Origin of the sequence: Bradyrhizobium sp. WSM1253, assembly GCF_000244935.1 — a bacterium.
In the GTDB taxonomy this organism is placed as follows: domain Bacteria; phylum Pseudomonadota; class Alphaproteobacteria; order Rhizobiales; family Xanthobacteraceae; genus Bradyrhizobium; species Bradyrhizobium canariense.
The window spans coordinates 2563638-2582181 of sequence record NZ_JH600073.1 but is presented as its reverse complement, the minus strand read 5'-3'; the positions used below and the strand labels follow the sequence as shown (position 1 = coordinate 2582181).

The following is an 18544-nucleotide window of genomic DNA, read 5'->3' as shown; positions in this document are numbered from 1 at the left end:
AGCGGAATTGTTCAGGGTTGCAGCCGTGAGAGCAGACGTTGCCGATCCTGATCGCGACGTCGCTGCTCCATCCGCATCCGTTCGAGTTCGCCTTCCGCCTTGGCTGTGTCCTCGTTCTGGCGCTTCATTTCAATGATCAGCGCCTCCTGCTCTGCGAGCCGGCGTTCTCCTTCGACGACGTCGCGCTCGATCTGCCTCAGCTCATCGTATATCGCCGTCGTGTACATCGCGGTCCTCGCGCGGCCGTGCCGCGAAGCACGCCGCAGAGTAGCTTTCGCCTCTTCCAGAGCCTTATCCGGGCCGCGCGGTGCGGCCATGACCGCAGCGCGACGCGCATGACTTTTAACTCAGCCAGCTTCGTGAACGTTCCGGCTGATGCCATTTTTTCCCGGGCTTTGATCGGTCGCACGAGGGGCGGCGTTGTAATCATTTTGGCGGAAGCGGCTCACCTAACACGCGACTGCCTGGAACGGATCTCGTCACGGCGACAATGCGCTCAGCTCACGGCGGCGCTTCAGCCAAGTTGCAAACAAGTGGTCGGCACAATATCGTCGATCGTCCGCCCCCACGTCTTCCGCCCCCATGTCTGACGTCCAATCTCTTCGGGAGCCAACACTATGAATTTGGTCTCAGTGCCCGGCGGGATTCATCGCCCTCCGGGGAAGGTCGATATCCCGTCTGCCTGGCAGGGAGCTGAGATGAAAGCCAATCCTGATCGATGGTTGATATCGCTTGCGGCCGGCGAGATCGCCGAGCTTGAGGGCGCGGCCGAAACATATCTTGGCAGAGACAAAAAAATCGCCGAGATCACGAAGGAAAGCTTTCCGCTTCCCCACTTCGGCAGGCATCTGGAAGAGCTTAAGACAACGCTCCTGGCTGGCCTTGGCTTCGAAGTCATACGCGGCCTTCCGGTGGCAAAATATAATCAGGAGTTTGCCGCTACGATCTTTTGCGGAGTGGGCGCGCACCTTGGATCGGCGCGGTCTCAGAATGCAGCGGGTCACATTCTCGGTCACGTCCGTGACACCGGCGCCGATGCAAGGGATCCCAACACCCGAATTTATCAAACGTCGGAACGGCAGACATTCCACACGGATTCGGCCGACGTGGTTGGATTGTTATGCATTCGCGAGGCGATGGAGGGAGGGGATTCTCTCCTCGTCAGTACGACGACAATCTACAACGAGATGTTTGACAGACGTCCCGACCTTGCCGCCCTCTTGTTTGATCCGATCGCGACGGACCGGCGAGGCGAGGTGCCGGAGAACGAAAAGCCATATCTTGAAATCCCGGTGCTGAATTGGCATGTGGGGTTCCTGACCGGGTTCTATCAGCGCCAGTATATCGATAGTGCCCAACGCTTTCCCGATGCGCCGAGACTGACGCCGGCTCACGTCGAGGCGCTCGATCTCTTTGACGCGCTCGCAAATGATCCCGCGCTGCATTTCGGCATGCGGCTTCAGCCGGGCGACATGCAGTTCGTTTACAATCATGCCTTGCTGCATGACCGGACCGGATTTCGCGATTGGTCCGAGGCAGGCCAGAAGCGTCATCTATTGCGCCTCTGGCTCAGCATGGAAGGCGACCGGCCGCTGCCCGATTGTTTCAAACAGCGCTATGGCTCGATTGAGATTGGCAACCGTGGTGGCATCATCACCAAAGGTACCAGTTTGAACGCTCCGTTGGATTGACGTTCGAAGCATCCAGCGATGTCCGCTCTTATGCCGATATTGGCAGAGGAGCGGACATCGTTGCTGCGAAGCCTGGCACTAGATCGAGGCAGGCCATCTCGAGGCCACGGTCCGGCGCCATTTTCCTTTGCGCAACCGCGGCAAATGTCGCGATGGGCCAAAAGCGGAAGAATTTAGTTGGACAAAGGTCCGCCTTCTTTGGCCGGCCTCGTCGCGCAGGAGGCCGCTCTATCCGAGTGCTATTCAAGCCCGCCAGAAGGACTTTTTGATTTCCAGAGCGATGTCAGACCAGGACAATCCGACATCATGTAAGTCGTGGTCAGTCCATTGCGCCAATTCGCGGCGCTGCCGAACCCGTTCGCGCCAAATTTGCAGTGTGACAAACGCGCGCTTCACTGCGTCAGAAAGCTGCGAACCGTCGGCCCCCACGGTCTTCGACATCCGGGCACCATACGAGGTCGATCGGCCCCTCCCTTTCACCGTCAGTCCTTTGCTCGGCCAAGCCAGATCGCGACCGCACCGGCGAGCAACACAGCGGCCGAAATGAGCAGCGAGGTATGTGCGCCCGCAATGAACACGTTGTTGTCTCCGACCAGCGAGCCGAATAGGGCAACGCCAAGCACGCTGCCGGTCTGCCGCGTTGCGTTCAAAACGCCCGCGGCGATGCCGGATCGCGACTTCTCGACACTGCCGAGCAGCGTCGAGGTCAAGGACGGCACGAGCAAGCCGAGCCCGCCGCCGAGGATCACAAGCTGAGTGCCGATCGCCCCGTAGCTGGTGCCTGAGGCCATAGGCAGCAGCGCAACGCAGCCCGCGGCAGTAATCGCACAAGCCAGTGCAATGGTTTGCGGCGCGCCGAGGCGCTCGCTGACCGATGCGGCGACGAGGTTGGCGGGCAGCACCATGCCCATCATGGGAACGAAAGCGAGACCCGTTGCGAACGGCGACCAGCCATTGATTTTCTGGAAGTAGAGACTGAGCACGAAGATCAGGCCGTAGAAGGCGATGTTGAAGAGGAGCCCGACCAGAGCGGTCAGCGCAAACACGCGGTGGCGGAACAGCGAGAGTGGCAGCATCGGTTGTGGCGCGCACGCCTCGCGCCATACGAACAGGAGTCCGATCACGGCCGCTGCCACGAAGCCCATGATGACGAGCGGATGGCTCCAGCCGAGCACGCCGCCTTCGATCAGGGCGCCGGCCAGCGTGCCGAGGGTTGCAATCGCCGCGATCTGTCCCGGCAGATCGATCTCGCGCTGCGCGAGCCGCGGCGTCTCCTCGGCATAACGCCAGGCAAGCCAGAGGCCGGCGGCGCCAATCGGCAGGTTGACGAGAAAGATCGCTCGCCAGCCGACCAGCGCGATCAGCGCGCCGCCGACAAACGGCCCCGAAGTCAGTGCGACGCTCGCACCTGCGGCCCAGAAGCCGATCGCGCGGCCGCGCGCCTTCGGATCGGTATAGGCATGATTGAGCAGCGTGAGCGAGTTCGGCACCAGGATCGCTGCTGCCAGGCCCTGCACGGAGCGTGCGGCGATCAGGAATATCGCCGACGGCGCCAGCGCGCAGGCGAGCGAAGCCAACGTGAAGATCGCAAAGCCCGCGATGAATATCCGTTTGGCGCCGACGCGGTCACCGAGCGCACCGGAGGTCAAAATGAAGGCCGCGAATGCGATGGTATAGGCGGTCACCACCCATTGCAGCTCGGCCACGCTACCGCCGAGCGAAGTGCCGATGCTGCTCAGCGCAGTATTGACGATGGTGATATCGAGCTGCACCACGCCAAGGCCGAGGCTCGTGGCAGCAAGTGCCAGCGCCGTCGCGAGAGGCGAACGGGATGACGTGTTGTCGGAGTGGGCTAGTTCCGGCTGTCTTGTATTGAACGAAGTTGTTGGCATTGATCACACTCAGTTGCCTGCGAGAATTTGACGGCCCTGATCAGCCCACTTCGCGATGGTCATTCGATACCAACCGAATACTCGGAGCCGCGGGATGATCTTTCTCCTCGTCGCGGCATTTCTTCACCGGGCCTACTGGCGTCCGGGCAACCTATGTTTCGTGATCGATCCAGTCTCGCGGAAACACTACGGTCTTGACCGAAGTATCCGTGCTTGGCACTGCGTCCTTATCGGCGTACGAGAAGGGCATGGACACGGGACCCAAAATCGCCCAAGTCGCAGCGGTCATCGGCGATCCGGCGCGCGCCAACATGCTGAGCGCGCTGATGGATGGCCGAACGTTGACCGCCTCGGAGCTCGCCTATGTGTCTGGCGTGGCGCCGCAGACAGCGAGTGGCCATCTTGCGAAACTCAGCGACGCGGGATTGCTCGCGCTCGCAAAGCGGGGCCGACGGCGATATTTCCGCCTGGCCTCTCCGCACGTCGCGCGCGTGCTAGAAGGTCTCATGGTCGTGGCGCAGGACGGCCCTGCCCGGCAGCGCAATCTCTGGCGCGGTGGAGAAACGCTCCGGCACGCGCGCACGTGCTATGACCACATGGCAGGCCGCATCGCCGTCGCAATCGCCGACCGGCTGGTCCAACAGTCGTTTATTTTGCTCGACGAGGATGGCGGGCAACTCACCGACGCCGGCCGGTCATTCTTCAATGAGTTGGGCGTCGATCTTGGCCTCGCCTCTAAGCGCCGGGTGTTCTGTCGCCCCTGTCTCGACTGGAGCGAGCGCCGGCCGCATCTGGCCGGGGCAGTCGGCGCCGCCATTCTTGATCACGCTCTCGAGCACGATTGGGTCGAGCACGTCAGGGATAGCCGAGCGCTCGTCGTAACCCCGGTTGGCGTTAGAGAACTCGCCACAACGTTCGGCATTGAGGGCGTACCCCCGACGGACGGTCACGATGGGCGTGTTGGATCACTATCCGGAGGCCGGGTATCAGCTATAACGGTCGAGTCAGCGCCTCCCGGACGGAGGTAGTAGCGCGATTAGCCATTTTAGGCTGTGGTGACCGGAGCTAAGGCAGATGCGCTCCATTGTGGCCGTTCTGCGCCCTGCAGCGATGTCCGCTACCGCGCCATTGTTGGCGAAGAAGCGGACATCACGCGCGCCGGAGCTGTGCGCTCCGATCAAACTAGGACGCGGCCTTAGGCGCGCCTACTCCTCGTCATCGTCCTCGTCTTCGTCGTCGAGCTCTTCCAGTCGATCGAGGACCGCGAGCGGCAGCGTCTCGCGAAACAGATCGCCTTCCGCGCCCATCCAGAGACAGATCACGTCGTCGCCCTTCACGTCCGCGACGGTGAGCGGCTGCCCGCCGGATTTCAGTATGACGATATCGCCGGCTTTTAGTTCCATGGATGGTCCTTTCGGGTTGATTGACGGAGAAGCTAGCAAACCGGCATGACATGCCGATCACGGGCTACTCGGTCAGTGGATGTGTTGCGGTAGCGCGCATCCGCCGGCCGTGCTGCTGAAACGTCGATCAGAGAGCTTTAGGCCGGAGCGATCCCATCACGAGAGGCAATGGCGCCTGTTCGATGGATGGCGCAAGGGCTCTTCCGTCCCGTGCGTCGCGACCATGACACCATGCGCCTGTTTTGCCCGACGGAGCAACCGATTTCGTCGGATCCGCAGTTCGCGTTTTCCGCAAGTCGTTGATTTTGCTGCGGCCGTCTACTGTGCATGGGGTTGTTTTCGATGTTTTTGTTTACGCACCCTGATTGCAGTCAGCCCGGCACCAGTTCTGTCAGCGAGCGGATGATGCGGTCGGGCTTGACGATCGAGCCTTCGGGCAGGCCGTCGCCATGCACGTCGATCCAGATCGAGTAGATGCCGAGACGCTGCGGCGTCACGACTTCCCATTCCAGATTGTCGCCGATCATCCAGGTATCCTCAGCGGTGACGCCAAGCGCGTCCATCGCGTGCAGATAGGCACGCTCCTCGGGCTTGCCGAAGCCGTGTTCGCCCTCGATCTGGATGTGGTGAAAGCGATGCGCCAGCTCGAACCGCTCGACCTTGGCGCGCTGGGTGTCGGCGGCGCCGTTGGTCACCAGCGCGAGCTTGATGCCGAGCGCCTTCAATTTGTCGATCGCATCATGCGCGCCGGGGAAGACGAACATCTCCTCCTCGCGATAGGTGGTGAAGCGGTCGGCGAGACGAATGGCGAGGTCGTCCGGCAAGGCGCGGTGACCAGCGGCTGCGAGCGCGGCAAAACCGCCCTTGACCGTGAGATGGCGGGCCTCGGCGAGCTTCATCCGCCACGAAGCGTCTGCATTGGCCCAGAAATTTTTCGCAAAGGCCAGCACCGTGGCTGCAACCAGTTGCGGCGGCAGCGGCGCCAGCTCCTCGGCGAACTCCGCTGTGATCGTGTTCCAGGCGATCTCGGGCCGCGCATAGGCCGACAGGATGGTGTCGTCCATGTCGATCAGCATGGCGCGCGGCAGCGGCCTCATTGCGGGCTTCATCGTCGTCATGGCCACTTCACCTCCGGCGGCAGCGACGACAGGATCGAATCCACATTGCCGCCGGTCTTGAGCCCGAAAATGGTGCCGCGGTCGTAGAGCAGGTTGAACTCGACATAGCGGCCGCGCCGGATCAATTGCTCCTCGCGATCCTGCGCGGTCCAGCTCGTCGCGAAATTGCGCCGCACGATGTCGGGATAGATCTTCAGGAAGGCGCGGCCGACATCCTGGGTGAAGGCGAGGTCGGCGTCCCAGTCGCCGCTGTCGTGCCAGTCGTAGAAGATGCCGCCGATGCCGCGCGCCTCTTTCCGGTGCGGCAGGTGGAAATACTCGTCGCACCACTTCTTGTACTTGTCGTAATCGGCGATGCCGTTCGGCTGGGTGCAGGCCTGTTTCATTGCGGCGTGGAAGGCGATGCTGTCGGCATCGTCCTGCGTGCGGCGGCGGTCGAGCACCGGCGTGAGATCGGCGCCGCCGCCGAACCAGGCTTTCGTCGTGACGACGAAGCGCGTGTTCATGTGCACCGCCGGCACGTGCGGATTGCGCAGATGCGCAATCAGCGAGATGCCGGAGGCCCAGAACTTCGGGTCGTCCGCCGCGCCCGGAATTTGCGCGCGAAACTCTGGTGCGAATTCGCCGTGCACGGTGGAGCAATGCACGCCGACCTTCTCGAACAGGCGGCCGGACATCATCGACATCACGCCGCCGCCGCCGGCCGCGCCGGTATGATCGGTGCGCTGCCAGGGTGTGCGTTTGAAGCGGCCGGGCTCGCCCGAATAGAGGCTTTGCGGGGCATCGTCCTCCAGCCGCTCGAAGCTCGCGCAGATGTCGTCGCGCAGGGCTTCGAACCAGGCGCGTGCGCGCGTCTTGCGGTCTTCGATCGTAGAAACGTCCATATGCAAATCCCAACGAACCGGCTCGTAGGGTGGGCAAAGGCGCACTTGCGCCGTGCCCACCATTGATCACCGTTTATCTTGAATGGTGGGCACGCTACGCTTTGCCCACCCTACGAATTTCACCCTTGCGGACCGTAATAGGTGCAGCTCTCGTTGCAACTGTCGCGGTGGATGCTGACGCGGGTGAGCTTGCCGATGTGCTGGAGCCGCTCCCAGACGAAGCGCGAGAGGTTTTCCAGCGTCGGTGTGCCCAGCGCCTCGATCTTGTTGAGGTACTTATGATCCAGAATCATGCGCACGTCCTCGATGGCGCGCTGGACCAGGCCGAGATCGACCACCATGCCAGTTTTGGGATCGGGCGTGCCGCGCAGCGTCACCTCGGCGCGAAAGGAGTGGCCGTGGATCTCTTCGCTATCAGCGCCGAATGTCGTTCCCGACAATGAGTGCGCCGCCTCGAAGCGAAACGATTTCGTCAATTCCCACATCTGTTCGAAAACCAATCCTATCTGATACCGAGCGATTTATGCGTCTGCACGCTGAGCCGCCATTGCGGATGATTCAGGCAATAGTCGATTGCGCCCGCGGTGTTTTGGGCGACTTCGGGCCCGTCCATCGGCTGCAGCGAGAAGCGTTCGAAGGCGAGGCCCGCGAAGGCCTCCGGCATGGCGAGCGGCTGCGGATAGACCAGCTTCAGCTCGTGGCCGCGCCGGATCACCAGATCGCTGCCGCCCTTCGGGCTGACGCAGATCCAGTCAAGCCCCTCGGGCGGGGCGATCGTGCCGTTGGTCTCGACGCCGATCTCGAAGCCGCGGGCATGGAGCGCGTCGACCAGCGCCGTATCGACCTGGAGCAGCGGCTCGCCGCCGGTGAGCACCACATAACGGTTATCGGTGGAGGCCGTCCATTGCGCGGCGATGGTGTCTGCGAGTTCCGCGGGCGAGCCATAGCGCCCGCCGAGCGTGCCGTCGGTGCCGACGAAATCGGTGTCGCAGAATTTGCAAATGGCCGCACTGCGGTCCGCCTCGCGCCCGCTCCAGAGGTTGCAACCGGCAAAACGGCAAAACACGGACGCGCGCCCGGCATGGGCGCCTTCGCCTTGCAGCGTCAGGAAGATTTCCTTGACCGCGTAACTCAACCGTCTCTCCTCAACATATCAAACTTGCGGGTTCCGGAGCTGCCGCAGCGCTTCGCCTGCGGCCATCGCCGCGGTCATGGCGACATTGAGCGACCGCAGCCCCGGAGCGATCGGGATCACCAGCCGCGCGTCCGCCGCCTCGACCACCGCCTCGGTGACGCCGGCGCTCTCGCGCCCGAATAGCAGGATGTCCGCCGTCTGGTAACGGAAATCGCGGTAGTCGGTCGCGCCTTTGGTGGTGAACAGCAGCAGGCGGGCGCCTTGCGCCGCGCGCCACTGCTCGAATTTCGACCAGGAGTCGTGCCTGACGATGCTGACCTGATCGAGGTAGTCCATTCCCGCCCGGCGGAAATGCCGGTCGGAGACGGGGAAGCCCGCCGGTTCGATGATGTGGGCGGCCACGCCCAGACAGGCGCAGAGCCTGAGAATCGTGCCGGTGTTCTGGGGGATGTCGGGTTGGAAAAGCGCTATCTGCATGGGCTGTGCATGGGCTGTCTCGGTTCGGTGCGGGCCGGAAATGTCTCAATAAAACATCGCTGGCCGCGGAATTCGTGCATTGCACGCTCCCGCGCCGATAGCGGGCTTGCGCTCGCCCGGCAAGGGTGCCAATAGAACGATTCTGGACTGCTGTTTTCGCCTTGTTTTGGTGGGGGCACGTGAAGTTCTGCCGCCGCGGGGGGCCGCGGGCGCCGGCAGGCTGTTCTGGGGACCTTGGGGGCTCCTGGAGCGGTTCCGCCGGCTGCATAAGAAGAAAGGGTTGGAATCGTGACGACAGCGTCTTCGGCGGACCATCCGACACGCCGTGATTTCTTATTCGTTGCAACGGGGGCAGCTGCAGCAGTAGGGGGCGCAGCCGCGCTCTGGCCCTTTATCTCCCAAATGAATCCTGATGCGTCGACCATCGCCGCCGGTGCGCCGATCGAGGTCGATCTCAGCCCGGTCGCCGAGGGGCAGGACATCAAGGTGTTCTGGCGCGGCAAGCCGATCTATATCAGCCACCGCACCAAGAAGCAGATCGACGAGGCGCGCGCCGTCAACGTGGCGAGCCTGCCCGATCCGCAGTCCGACGAGGCCCGGGTCAAGTCCGGCCATGACCAGTGGCTGGTCGTGATCGGCATCTGCACCCATCTCGGCTGCATCCCGATCGCCCATGAAGGCAATTACGACGGGTTCTTCTGCCCCTGCCATGGTTCGCAGTACGATTCGTCCGGCCGCATCCGCCAGGGGCCCGCGCCCGCGAACCTGCCGGTGCCGCCGTACCAGTTCGTTTCCGACACCAAAATCCAGATCGGCTGAGCTTCGGGCCCTCGTCCGAAGCTTCGCGCCGTCTCGTCGTACTATTTCCTCAGGATCGCATCATGAGCGGACCATCCGACTACCAGCCGAGCAATCCGGCCCTGCAATGGATCGAGCGACGTCTGCCGATCCTCGGCCTCATGCACTCTTCCTTCGTGGTCTATCCCACCCCGCGCAACCTGAACTATTGGTGGACCTTCGGCGCCATCCTCTCCTTCATGCTGGGGATCCAGATCCTGACCGGCGTGATCCTGGCGATGCACTACACACCGCATGCCGACCTCGCCTTCAAGTCGGTCGAGTTGCTCGTCCGTGACGTCAATTACGGCTGGCTGCTGCGCAACATGCATGCCGTCGGCGCCTCGATGTTCTTCGTCGCCGTCTACGTCCACATGCTGCGTGGCCTTTATTACGGCTCCTACAAGGAGCCGCGCGAGGTGCTCTGGATCCTCGGCGTCATCATCTACCTTCTGATGATGGCGACCGGCTTCATGGGCTACGTGCTGCCCTGGGGCCAGATGAGCTTCTGGGGCGCAACCGTCATCACCAATCTGTTCTCGGCCATCCCCTATGTCGGCGAGAGCATCGTGACGCTCTTGTGGGGCGGCTATTCGGTCGGCAACCCGACGCTGAACCGCTTCTTCTCGCTGCACTATCTATTGCCGTTCCTGATCGCGGGCGTCGTCGTGCTCCACGTCTGGGCGCTGCATGTCTCCGGCCAGAACAACCCTGATGGCGTCGAGCCCAAGACGGAGAAGGACGCGGTTCCGTTCACGCCGCATGCGACCATCAAGGACATGTTTGGCGTGTCCTGCTTCATGCTGCTCTACGCCTGGTTCATCTTCTACATGCCGAACTATCTGGGTGACGCCGACAATTACATTCCGGCGAACCCGGGCGTGACGCCGCCGCACATCGTGCCGGAATGGTATTACCTGCCCTTCTACGCGATCCTGCGCTCGATCCCGAACAAGCTCGCGGGCGTGATCGGGATGTTCTCGGCGATCATCATCCTGTGCTTCCTGCCCTGGCTTGATGCTGCCAAGACCAAATCGTCGAAGTACCGTCCGCTGGCCAAGCAGTTCTTCTGGATCTTCGTCGCGGTCTGCATCCTGCTCGGCTATCTCGGCGCGCAGCCGCCGGAAGGCATCTATGTGATCGCCGGCCGGGTCCTGACGTTCTGCTACTTCGCCTACTTCCTGATCGTGCTGCCGCTGCTCTCGCGCATCGAGAAGCCGCGTCCGGTGCCGAACTCGATCTCGGATGCCGTCCTGGCCAAAACCGGGAGCAGGTCGACGCCGATGGTGTCGAGCGCGATCGTGCTTGCGCTGGCGGGCGCGTTGTTTGCGGGCTCAGCCGATAGCGCGCGTGCCTCCGAAGGCAGCGACAAGCCGCCGGGCAACAAATGGTCGTTCGCCGGTCCGTTCGGCAAGTACGACCGCGGCTCATTGCAGCGCGGCCTGAAGGTCTACAAGGAAGTCTGTGCCAACTGCCACGGCCTGTCCTATGTCGCCTTCCGCAACCTCGCGGAAGCCGGCGGTCCCGGCTATTCGGTCGCGCAGGCTGCAGCCTTCGCCTCCGACTACAAGGTCAAGGACGGTCCGAACGACGCCGGCGATATGTTCGAGCGCCCGGGCCGGCCGGCGGATTATTTCCCCTCGCCATTCCCGAACGAGCAGGCCGCGCGTGCGGCGAATGGTGGCGCGGCGCCGCCGGATCTGTCGCTGATCACCAAGGCGCGCTCCTACGGCCGCGGCTTCCCCTGGTTCATCGTCGACTTCTTCACCCAATATCAGGAGCAGGGTCCGGACTACGTCTCGGCGGTGCTTCAGGGGTTTGAGGACAAGGCGCCCGAAGGCGTGAGCATCCCGGAGGGGTCCTACTACAACAAGTATTTCCCGGGCCACGCCATCAAGATGCCGAAGCCGCTCAGCGACGGTCAGGTGACCTATGACGACGGCTCGCCGACCACGGTCGCGCAATACGCTAAGGACGTCACCACGTTCCTGATGTGGACCGCCGAACCGCACATGGAAGCGCGCAAGCGCCTCGGTTTCCAGGTCTTCATCTTCCTGATCATCTTCGCCGGCCTGATGTACTTCACCAAGAAGAAGGTCTGGGCCGACTCGCACTGAGCGGCCTGAGGCGAGAATGAAGAGGCCCCCGCAAGGGGGCTTTTTTGTTGGGCACGAGAGTGTGTTGTCAGGCGCGATTGCCTATCGCCCGCTCAAACGCCAAAATGCCGCCAACCGCTCCCCAAAAACTCGTCGGAGGACATCATGGGAACCGCCATCACCTTCAAGCGCCCGGACGGCAAGGACGCATCGGGCTATCTCGCCAATGCCGCGCGCGGCAACGCGCCGGGCGTGGTGGTCATCCAAGAATGGTGGGGCCTGTCGGACCAGATCAAGGGCCTGTGCGACCGCTTCGCGCTGGCCGGGTTCGATGCGCTCGCGCCCGATCTCTACAGGGGCAAGGTGGTGCCGTATCACGACACGGACGCGGCCGGCAAAGAGATGAACTCGCTCGATTTCATGGACGCCACCACGCAGACGGTGCGCGGCGCCACGCAATATCTGTCGCGCAACGGCGCCAAGGTGGGCCTGACCGGCTTCTGCCTCGGCGGCGCCGTCACCATCATCGGCGCGGTGCATGTGCCGGAGCTCGCCGCCGGCGTGGTGTTCTACGGCATCCCGCCAGAGCAGGCGGCCAAGCCCGCCGACGTCAAGATCCCGCTCCAGGCCCATTTCGCCAACAAGGACGATTGGTGCACGCCGGAACTGGTCAATGGCTTCGAAAAGGCCATGAAGGCCGCCGGCAAGTCGCTGGAGCTGTTCCGCTATGACGCCGAGCACGCCTTCGTCAACGAGCAGCGCCAGGCCGTGCACGACCGCGAAGCCGCCGAGCTGGCCTGGGGCCGGGCGACGGAGTTTTTCCGCAAGCATCTGGGGTAGGTTGGGCGCCAATCGCGCTACAATTTCGGTGTCGTCCCGGCGAAGGCCGGGACCCATAACCACAACACTTTGTGGTCGGGGCGAGCTGCCACTGCGAGTCTTCGCCAAACTCAATTTTGTGGCTATGGGTCCCGGCCTTCGCCCGGACGACGGTGGAGATTGACATCACTGCCGGGCTACGGCGCAGGGGCCTACCCTTGACGCCGTCCCCGCGCCATGATGAGTATCCGTCCATGAGCACCGCCGTCCGCCCATCCCGTCTTTGGTGGCGCACCTCCTGAGAGGTGGCCGGTGCGATTTATTCTCCCAAAATCGTCTGAGGTCGCCCACGCAGTGCGGCGGCCTGATCGTTTGTCCTGTGTGGCGTTCCCTCGACAAGTTTCGTAAGAGGACCCCATGAACAGGACCGTCTTTGCCCTTCCGGCTCGAAGCGACTATGTGACCCGCGCGGGGCTTGCGATCACGCGCGTGGCGGAACAGTTTTCCGGCGGCGCCAACCGGCTCGACGATCTCGTCAACCTGCTCGACCGCCGCCGCGGCGTGGTGCTGTCCTCGGGTACGACCGTGCCCGGCCGCTACGAAAGCTTTGACCTCGGCTTCTCCGATCCGCCGCTCAAGCTCGAGACCACTGGCGTCAATTTCAAGCTGGAAGCGCTGAACGCGCGCGGGGAGGTCCTGATCGCCTTCCTCGCCGACGTCTTGCGCGAACCCTGCGTCGTGATCTCCGAGAAGACGCCCACGCGCCTTGCCGGTCATATCATCCGCGGCGAAGCCCCGATCGACGAAGATCAGCGCACGCGGCGCGCCAGCGTGATGTCGCTGGTGCGCGATCTCGTCGCCGCTTTCTCCGCCAATGACGACGGGGTGCTGGGTCTGTTCGGCGCCTTTGCCTACGACCTCGTGTTCCAGATCGAGGACCTCGTGCAGAAGCGCGCACGCGAGGCCGACCAACGCGACATCGTGCTCTACGTCCCCGACCGGCTGCTCGCCTATGACCGCGCCACCGGCCGCGGCGTCGTGCTCACTTACGATTTCGCGTGGAAGGGCAAGTCCACCGCGGGCCTGCCCCACGAGACCGCCGAGAGCCCCTACCTCAAGACACCGCGCCAGGGTTTTGCCGATCACGCGCCCGGCGAATATCAGGCTACGGTCGAGACCGCGCGCGCTGCCTTTGCACGTGGCGATCTGTTCGAGGCGGTGCCGGGGCAACTCTTTGCCGAGCCCTGCGACCGCTCGCCGGCAGAAGTGTTCCAGCGGCTCTGCGTCATCAACCCGTCGCCTTACGGCGCGCTGATGAATCTCGGCGAGGGCGAATTTCTCGTCTCGGCCTCACCGGAAATGTTCGTGCGCTCGGACGGACGCCGGGTCGAGACCTGCCCGATCTCGGGGACGATCGCGCGCGGTACCGATGCGATCGGCGATGCCGAGCAGATCCGCCAGCTCCTGAACTCCGAGAAGGACGAGTTCGAGCTCAACATGTGCACCGACGTCGACCGCAACGACAAGGCGCGCGTCTGCGTCCCCGGCACGATCAAGGTGCTGGCACGCCGGCAGATCGAGACCTATTCAAAACTCTTCCACACGGTCGACCATGTCGAAGGCATGCTGCGTCCCGGCTTCGATGCGCTCGATGCGTTCCTCACCCATGCCTGGGCCGTCACCGTCACCGGCGCGCCAAAGCTCTGGGCGATGCAGTTCGTCGAGGATCACGAGCGCTCGCCGCGCCGCTGGTATGCCGGCGCGATCGGGGCGGTGAATTTCGACGGCAGCATCAACACCGGCCTCACCATCCGCACCATCCGGATGAAGGAAGGCCTCGCGGAAGTGCGTGTCGGTGCCACCTGTTTGTTCGACTCCGATCCCGCCGCCGAGGACCGCGAATGCCAGGTCAAGGCCGCGGCCCTGTTCCAGGCGCTGCGCGGCGATCCGCCGAAGCCGCTGTCGGCCTTCGCGCCCGATGCCACCGGAAGCGGCAAGCGGGTACTGCTGATCGACCATGACGACAGCTTTGTGCATATGCTGGCCGATTACTTCCGCCAGGTCGGCGCCGACGTCACCGTGGTCCGCCATGTGCATGCGCTCGACATGCTCAAGCAGAAGCGGTGGGATTTGCTCGTGCTGTCGCCCGGCCCCGGTAGGCCCGAGGATTTCGGGATCAAGAAGACCATCGACGCAGCGCTGGAGAACAAGCTGCCGGTGTTCGGGGTCTGCCTCGGCGTCCAGGCGATCGGCGAGTATTTCGGCGGCGAGCTCGGGCAGCTCACGCATCCCGCCCACGGCCGGCCCTCGCGGGTGCAGGTGCGCGGCGGGCGGCTGATGCGCAATCTGCCGAACGAGATCGTGATCGGCCGCTATCACTCGCTTTATGTCGAGCGTGACAGCATGCCGGAGGTGCTATCCGTCACCGCCAGCACCGAGGACGGCGTCGCCATGGCGCTCGAGCACAAGACCCTGCCGGTCGCCGGCGTGCAATTCCATCCGGAATCGCTGATGTCGCTGAGCGGCGAGGTGGGCTTACGAATTGTCGAGAACGCGTTCCGCCTGGATGCGCGCGCTGATTGAGAGGCACCATGACTTTTGACCACGATCTGAAGGCGAGCGTCCGCACCATCCCGGACTACCCGAAACCCGGGATCTTGTTCCGCGACATCACCACGCTGCTCGCGGATGCGCGTGCGTTCCGCCGCGCGGTCGACGAACTCGTCAATCCCTGGGCTGGCAACAAGATCGACAAGGTCGCCGGCATGGAAGCGCGCGGCTTCATCATAGGCGGCGCCGTGGCGCACCAGGTTTCGGCCGGCTTCGTGCCGATCCGGAAAAAAGGCAAGCTGCCGCACACCACCGTGCGGATCGCTTACTCCCTCGAATACGGCATCGACGAGATGGAGATGCATGTCGACGCGATCCAGCCCGGCGAACGCGTGATCCTGGTCGACGACCTCATCGCCACCGGCGGCACCGCGGAAGGCGCGGTGAAGCTGCTGCGTCAGATCGGCGCCAATGTGGTCGCCGCCTGCTTCATCATCGACCTGCCGGACCTCGGCGGCGCCGCCAAGCTGCGCGCGATGGACGTGCCGGTGCGCACGCTGATGACGTTCGAGGGGCACTGAGCCAGGACGCCGAGGAGTATCGCCCGGGTAAATTATCGCCTAGGACCGTTGCAGGATCAGGCTGAGCTCCAGCTCGCGGAAGGCGAGATAGTTCCGCCGGGTCCACTGGTGCAGCTCGGTCGAGGCATCCTTCTCCTGGCGCAGATAGCCGGTGAAGGAGAAGTTCAGCCGGCCGATATAGGTCTTGAGAAAGCCGGGCAGCGCAGGCAGGCGGAATACCCGTCCGGCAGCCATCGCCGCCGGCAGCTCGCCGCGTATGATGTGCTCGTTGTCCACCGTGATCAGGTTAATCCGCGGGATCTGTTCGCGCAGCATCTCGTGGGCGCGGGCCGAGACGCGGTCGGTGTCGGCGACGAACAGGATCATCGGCGCGACGTGGCGGCGCGCCGCCTCTTTCAACAGGCCGATCTCCTCGGTCATCTTGAAGAACTCGTCAAAGGCGTGGAAGCCGAGGTCGATCACCTTGGCAACCCCGTCATCGACGATGACGCGATCCATCAGCTGCATCTTGCCGTAGGTGTCGATCACGTCGGCGGTCTCCGTGATCGTTGGCAGATAGTCGAGCAGCGACGGCTCCTTCAGGTTGACGTCGAAGGCCACGACGTTGCCGTTCTTGAGCAGCAAAAATTCGCTCAAAAGCCGCGCCAGCAGGGTCTTGCCGACCTGCGGGCGGGGCGAGCAAATGATGTAGAGGGGCGTCGCGGGCATCGATAGCTATATCAGTCGAACTCGGCGACCAATCCAGCCGTATCCGCCCGGCTTGCGCAACTATTTTTCGCTGTTGCGGGTCGTGGGCTTGGAGCCGACAATGTCGGTCAGCCGGATCCGGTCGAATTCGCTCCAGACGTTCGCCAGCCAATGCCGGACATAGCCGCGCAGCACGAACGAATAGTTCGCGGCCTCGTCGTTGATACCCTTGTTGGCGACGAATTTCAGGAACGGAACGGAAGACACCTCGACCTGCTCATAGGCCATTTCGTTGAGCTTGGGGATGGTTAGCTCGGTCGCATCCTTGATGCGGTGGAAGTAGGAATTATAGGTCGCCTGGTCCCACTGGAAGAACTGGGTGTCGTTGATGAAGTTCTTCACCAGGAAGTATTTGGCGCCGGTCATGAAGCCCGCGGTCTCGGCGATTTCGTCCAGAGAGGCGATCGAGGGTCCGAGGATGTGGAACACGGCAAAGGTGATCTGGCCGGCCTTGGCGGCATCGAGGAAACCGATGTCGCGCAAGGAGGCGAGCGCCGGCGAGAGCAGGCCGGCGCGGACGTCGATCACGGTGACCGACGGGCTCGTGGCGTTGAGCGTATCGAAGATCTTCATCTGATCCGACGTCGTCGTCATGTCGACGATCTCGGTGATGTCGGGGTGGAAGCGCTTCAGGGTTCCGCGCGGTGACTCTGTGTCGAAGGCGCGCGTCGGCACGTTGTTGGCGGAAAAATAATCGAGCAGGGTGCGCGATACCGTGGTCTTGCCGACCCCGCCCTTGTCCGCGCCCACCACAACCACTGCCGGCTTTGCCATTGCTGTCCCCTAACGCGCGCCCCCGATCGCGAGGTCGCAATCGGACGGGCCCCAAATCGATGTCGCAAAGATGTCCCAAGTCTGCTGTTGGGCGCGAACATGGCAGAAACAAGGGAGAATTCAATTCCGCAGGCCCCAGTTACGGCAATTCCCGAGGTTTTTCCCAATCGCGATCAATCCTTCCGCGCATGGCGTCAAATCGCGCTCAATGGCGGCCCCAAGGACCCATAGGATTTCCCAAGGGATTGCTTACCCGATTGCCTATTGGGTTGCTGCTGGCGGTTCCGGGTGCGGGCACGGGCGGCGGACTGGCCGTGCCGCCTGCGTCGTTCCAGGGACCCTGGCGCAGCGGCGGTGGGGTGTTCTGGCGGTCGGCTTGCGTGTCTGGCTCCTCGCCCTCGTAGGCGGGAGGCGGCAGCGGGCCAGGATCACGGCCGCCGGCGAACTTGACCAGCGCGTCCACCCGGGACTGCACCGAGGGGTGGGTCGCGAATAAATCGGCGAAGCCCTCGCGCGGATTGTCGACGCAGAGCTCCATCACCGCCGAGGTTGCGCCCGGCAGCTCGCCGCGGTTCTCGATCTTGCGCAGGGCCGAGATCATGGCGTCCGGGTTTTTCGTCAGCTCAACGGAGCCCGCGTCCGCGAGATATTCCCGCGAGCGCGATAGCGCGAGCTTCACCACCTGCGACAACAGCCAGGCCACCACGATCAGCACGACCGCGATGATGATCACGATCACCGCGCCGCCGCCCGAACTCTTGCTGTCGCTCGACGACGAGGACGATCGTGAGGACGAGGAGGAGCCCGACGACCACGAGCCGCCAGAGCCGGAGCTCCAGCTGAAATTCGTGAACAGGCGGAAGAAGAGTTCGCCGAAGAACCCGACCACACCCGCGATGATGACGGCGACCACCATGAGCTGCACGTCGCCGTTCTTGATATGGGTCAGCTCGTGACCCAGCACCGCCTCGATCTCCTTGTCGTCCAACGCATTGAGGAGACCGGTGGTGACGGTGATCGAATATTGCCGCGGGTTGAGGCCGGTCGCGAACGCGTTCAGCGCCGGGCTCTCCATGATCTTCAGCTTCGGCATCGTGATGCCGCGCGAGATGCAGAGATTTTCGAGCAGATTATAGAGCCGCGGCTCTTCCTGCCGGGTGACGTCGTGGCCGCCGGTCACCGCATCGATCATCGACTGGTGGAAGAAATAGGCGATCACGATCCAGGCCGCTGCCACGACGGTCGCAACCGGAGCGGCCACTTTCAGGTCATAGAAGGCACGGCTCAGATAATAGACGACGGTCTCGTCGCCGTTGATGACGACTTCAGCGATCAGCGCGCCGGCATAGACCAGCACATAGACCAGCGCGAACAGGCCGGCGAGCAGCAGCATCGAACGAAACTTGTTCGAGGCGATGTGCGTGTAGAGACCATACGCGGCCATGACGCGCCTTCCTCAATGTCCGTCGTTCCGGGGCGCGCCGAAGGCGTGAACCCGGAACCTCGAGATTCCCTGGTGCGCAAGCGCGCACCATGGTTC

The 18544-nt window shown here is 63.3% G+C and carries 19 protein-coding genes; 7 read left to right on the top strand and 12 right to left on the bottom strand.

All coding sequences use genetic code 11. From position 1 onward, the window contains the following. Positions 1-11: 11 nt before the first annotated feature. Positions 12-227, bottom strand: coding sequence for a hypothetical protein (locus BRA1253DRAFT_RS13815; protein ID WP_007595064.1), 216 nt, complete (start codon positions 225-227; stop codon positions 12-14). A gap of 390 nt (positions 228-617) precedes the next feature. Between BRA1253DRAFT_RS13815 and BRA1253DRAFT_RS13810 the strand changes: the two genes are divergently transcribed. Further along, positions 618-1691, top strand: a complete 1074-nt coding sequence (locus tag BRA1253DRAFT_RS13810; RefSeq protein ID WP_007595062.1) for a TauD/TfdA family dioxygenase — start codon at positions 618-620, stop codon at positions 1689-1691. Positions 1692-1934: 243 nt separating this feature from the next. On the opposite strand, the gene BRA1253DRAFT_RS13805 is transcribed toward BRA1253DRAFT_RS13810, so the two are convergent. Both BRA1253DRAFT_RS13805 and BRA1253DRAFT_RS13800 read right to left on the bottom strand, forming a co-directional pair. Then, the gene (locus BRA1253DRAFT_RS13805; RefSeq protein WP_035993282.1) at positions 1935-2132 is read right to left on the bottom strand and encodes a DUF1127 domain-containing protein; all 198 of its coding nucleotides are present in this window, start codon (positions 2130-2132) and stop codon (positions 1935-1937) included. Between the two features lie 41 nt (positions 2133-2173). Next, entirely contained in the window at positions 2174-3583 is a 1410-nt protein-coding gene (locus BRA1253DRAFT_RS13800) for an MFS transporter (RefSeq protein WP_007595059.1), read from the bottom strand. 209 nt (positions 3584-3792) lie between these two features. On the opposite strand from BRA1253DRAFT_RS13800, the gene BRA1253DRAFT_RS13795 reads away from it, so the two are divergent. Beyond that, positions 3793-4611, top strand: a complete 819-nt coding sequence (locus BRA1253DRAFT_RS13795; protein ID WP_245285912.1) for a helix-turn-helix transcriptional regulator — start codon at positions 3793-3795, stop codon at positions 4609-4611. Positions 4612-4788: 177 nt separating this feature from the next. On the opposite strand, the gene BRA1253DRAFT_RS13790 is transcribed toward BRA1253DRAFT_RS13795, so the two are convergent. The 6 genes from BRA1253DRAFT_RS13790 to BRA1253DRAFT_RS13765 all read right to left on the bottom strand — a co-directional run bounded on the left by BRA1253DRAFT_RS13790 (position 4789) and on the right by BRA1253DRAFT_RS13765 (position 8600). After that, a complete protein-coding gene (locus BRA1253DRAFT_RS13790) occupies positions 4789-4986 on the bottom strand; it encodes a YodC family protein (RefSeq protein ID WP_007595055.1) in 198 nt (65 codons plus the stop codon). A gap of 371 nt (positions 4987-5357) precedes the next feature. Beyond that, positions 5358-6104: an HAD family hydrolase gene (locus tag BRA1253DRAFT_RS13785; RefSeq protein ID WP_007595054.1), complete on the bottom strand. Its 747-nt coding sequence runs from the start codon at positions 6102-6104 to the stop codon at positions 5358-5360. Then, positions 6101-6988 carry an oxygen-dependent coproporphyrinogen oxidase gene (gene hemF / locus BRA1253DRAFT_RS13780; protein ID WP_007595052.1) on the bottom strand — a complete coding sequence of 296 codons (888 nt, stop codon included), beginning with the start codon at positions 6986-6988 and terminating at the stop codon, positions 6101-6103. The genes BRA1253DRAFT_RS13785 and hemF overlap by 4 nt, the downstream gene beginning before the upstream one ends. Positions 6989-7107: 119 nt before the next feature. After that, complete coding sequence (locus tag BRA1253DRAFT_RS13775; RefSeq protein WP_007595049.1) at positions 7108-7473, bottom strand: 6-carboxytetrahydropterin synthase; 366 nt, start codon at positions 7471-7473, stop codon at positions 7108-7110. Positions 7474-7490: 17 nt separating this feature from the next. Next, positions 7491-8123 carry a 7-carboxy-7-deazaguanine synthase gene (gene queE / locus BRA1253DRAFT_RS13770; RefSeq protein ID WP_007595046.1) on the bottom strand — a complete coding sequence of 211 codons (633 nt, stop codon included), beginning with the start codon at positions 8121-8123 and terminating at the stop codon, positions 7491-7493. Between the two features lie 18 nt (positions 8124-8141). Then, positions 8142-8600 carry a tRNA (cytidine(34)-2'-O)-methyltransferase gene (locus BRA1253DRAFT_RS13765; protein WP_007595044.1) on the bottom strand — a complete coding sequence of 153 codons (459 nt, stop codon included), beginning with the start codon at positions 8598-8600 and terminating at the stop codon, positions 8142-8144. Positions 8601-8888: 288 nt separating this feature from the next. Between BRA1253DRAFT_RS13765 and petA the strand changes: the two genes are divergently transcribed. The 5 genes from petA to BRA1253DRAFT_RS13740 all read left to right on the top strand — a co-directional run bounded on the left by petA (position 8889) and on the right by BRA1253DRAFT_RS13740 (position 15483). Beyond that, a complete protein-coding gene (gene petA / locus BRA1253DRAFT_RS13760) occupies positions 8889-9419 on the top strand; it encodes a ubiquinol-cytochrome c reductase iron-sulfur subunit (RefSeq protein WP_007595042.1) in 531 nt (176 codons plus the stop codon). A gap of 62 nt (positions 9420-9481) precedes the next feature. Next, entirely contained in the window at positions 9482-11554 is a 2073-nt protein-coding gene (gene fbcH, locus BRA1253DRAFT_RS13755) for a cytochrome b/c1 (RefSeq protein ID WP_007595040.1), read from the top strand. Between the two features lie 144 nt (positions 11555-11698). Continuing rightward, complete coding sequence (locus BRA1253DRAFT_RS13750; RefSeq protein WP_007595039.1) at positions 11699-12373, top strand: dienelactone hydrolase family protein; 675 nt, start codon at positions 11699-11701, stop codon at positions 12371-12373. A 396-nt stretch (positions 12374-12769) separates the two neighbouring features. Further along, entirely contained in the window at positions 12770-14935 is a 2166-nt protein-coding gene (locus tag BRA1253DRAFT_RS13745) for an anthranilate synthase component I (protein WP_007595037.1), read from the top strand. A gap of 8 nt (positions 14936-14943) precedes the next feature. Next, positions 14944-15483: an adenine phosphoribosyltransferase gene (locus BRA1253DRAFT_RS13740; RefSeq protein WP_007595035.1), complete on the top strand. Its 540-nt coding sequence runs from the start codon at positions 14944-14946 to the stop codon at positions 15481-15483. Positions 15484-15522: 39 nt separating this feature from the next. Here BRA1253DRAFT_RS13740 and BRA1253DRAFT_RS13735 read toward each other — a convergent pair whose 3' ends face one another. From BRA1253DRAFT_RS13735 to BRA1253DRAFT_RS13725, 3 genes are all read right to left on the bottom strand, one after another. Further along, complete coding sequence (locus tag BRA1253DRAFT_RS13735; RefSeq protein ID WP_007595033.1) at positions 15523-16191, bottom strand: hypothetical protein; 669 nt, start codon at positions 16189-16191, stop codon at positions 15523-15525. Positions 16192-16251: 60 nt separating this feature from the next. Next, a complete protein-coding gene (locus tag BRA1253DRAFT_RS13730; protein ID WP_007595031.1) occupies positions 16252-17004 on the bottom strand; it encodes a hypothetical protein in 753 nt (250 codons plus the stop codon). A gap of 205 nt (positions 17005-17209) precedes the next feature. Further along, on the bottom strand, positions 17210-18448 hold the full coding sequence (locus tag BRA1253DRAFT_RS13725; RefSeq protein WP_007595029.1) for a M48 family metallopeptidase: 1239 nt from the start codon (positions 18446-18448) through the stop codon (positions 17210-17212). Positions 18449-18544 lie beyond the last annotated feature (96 nt).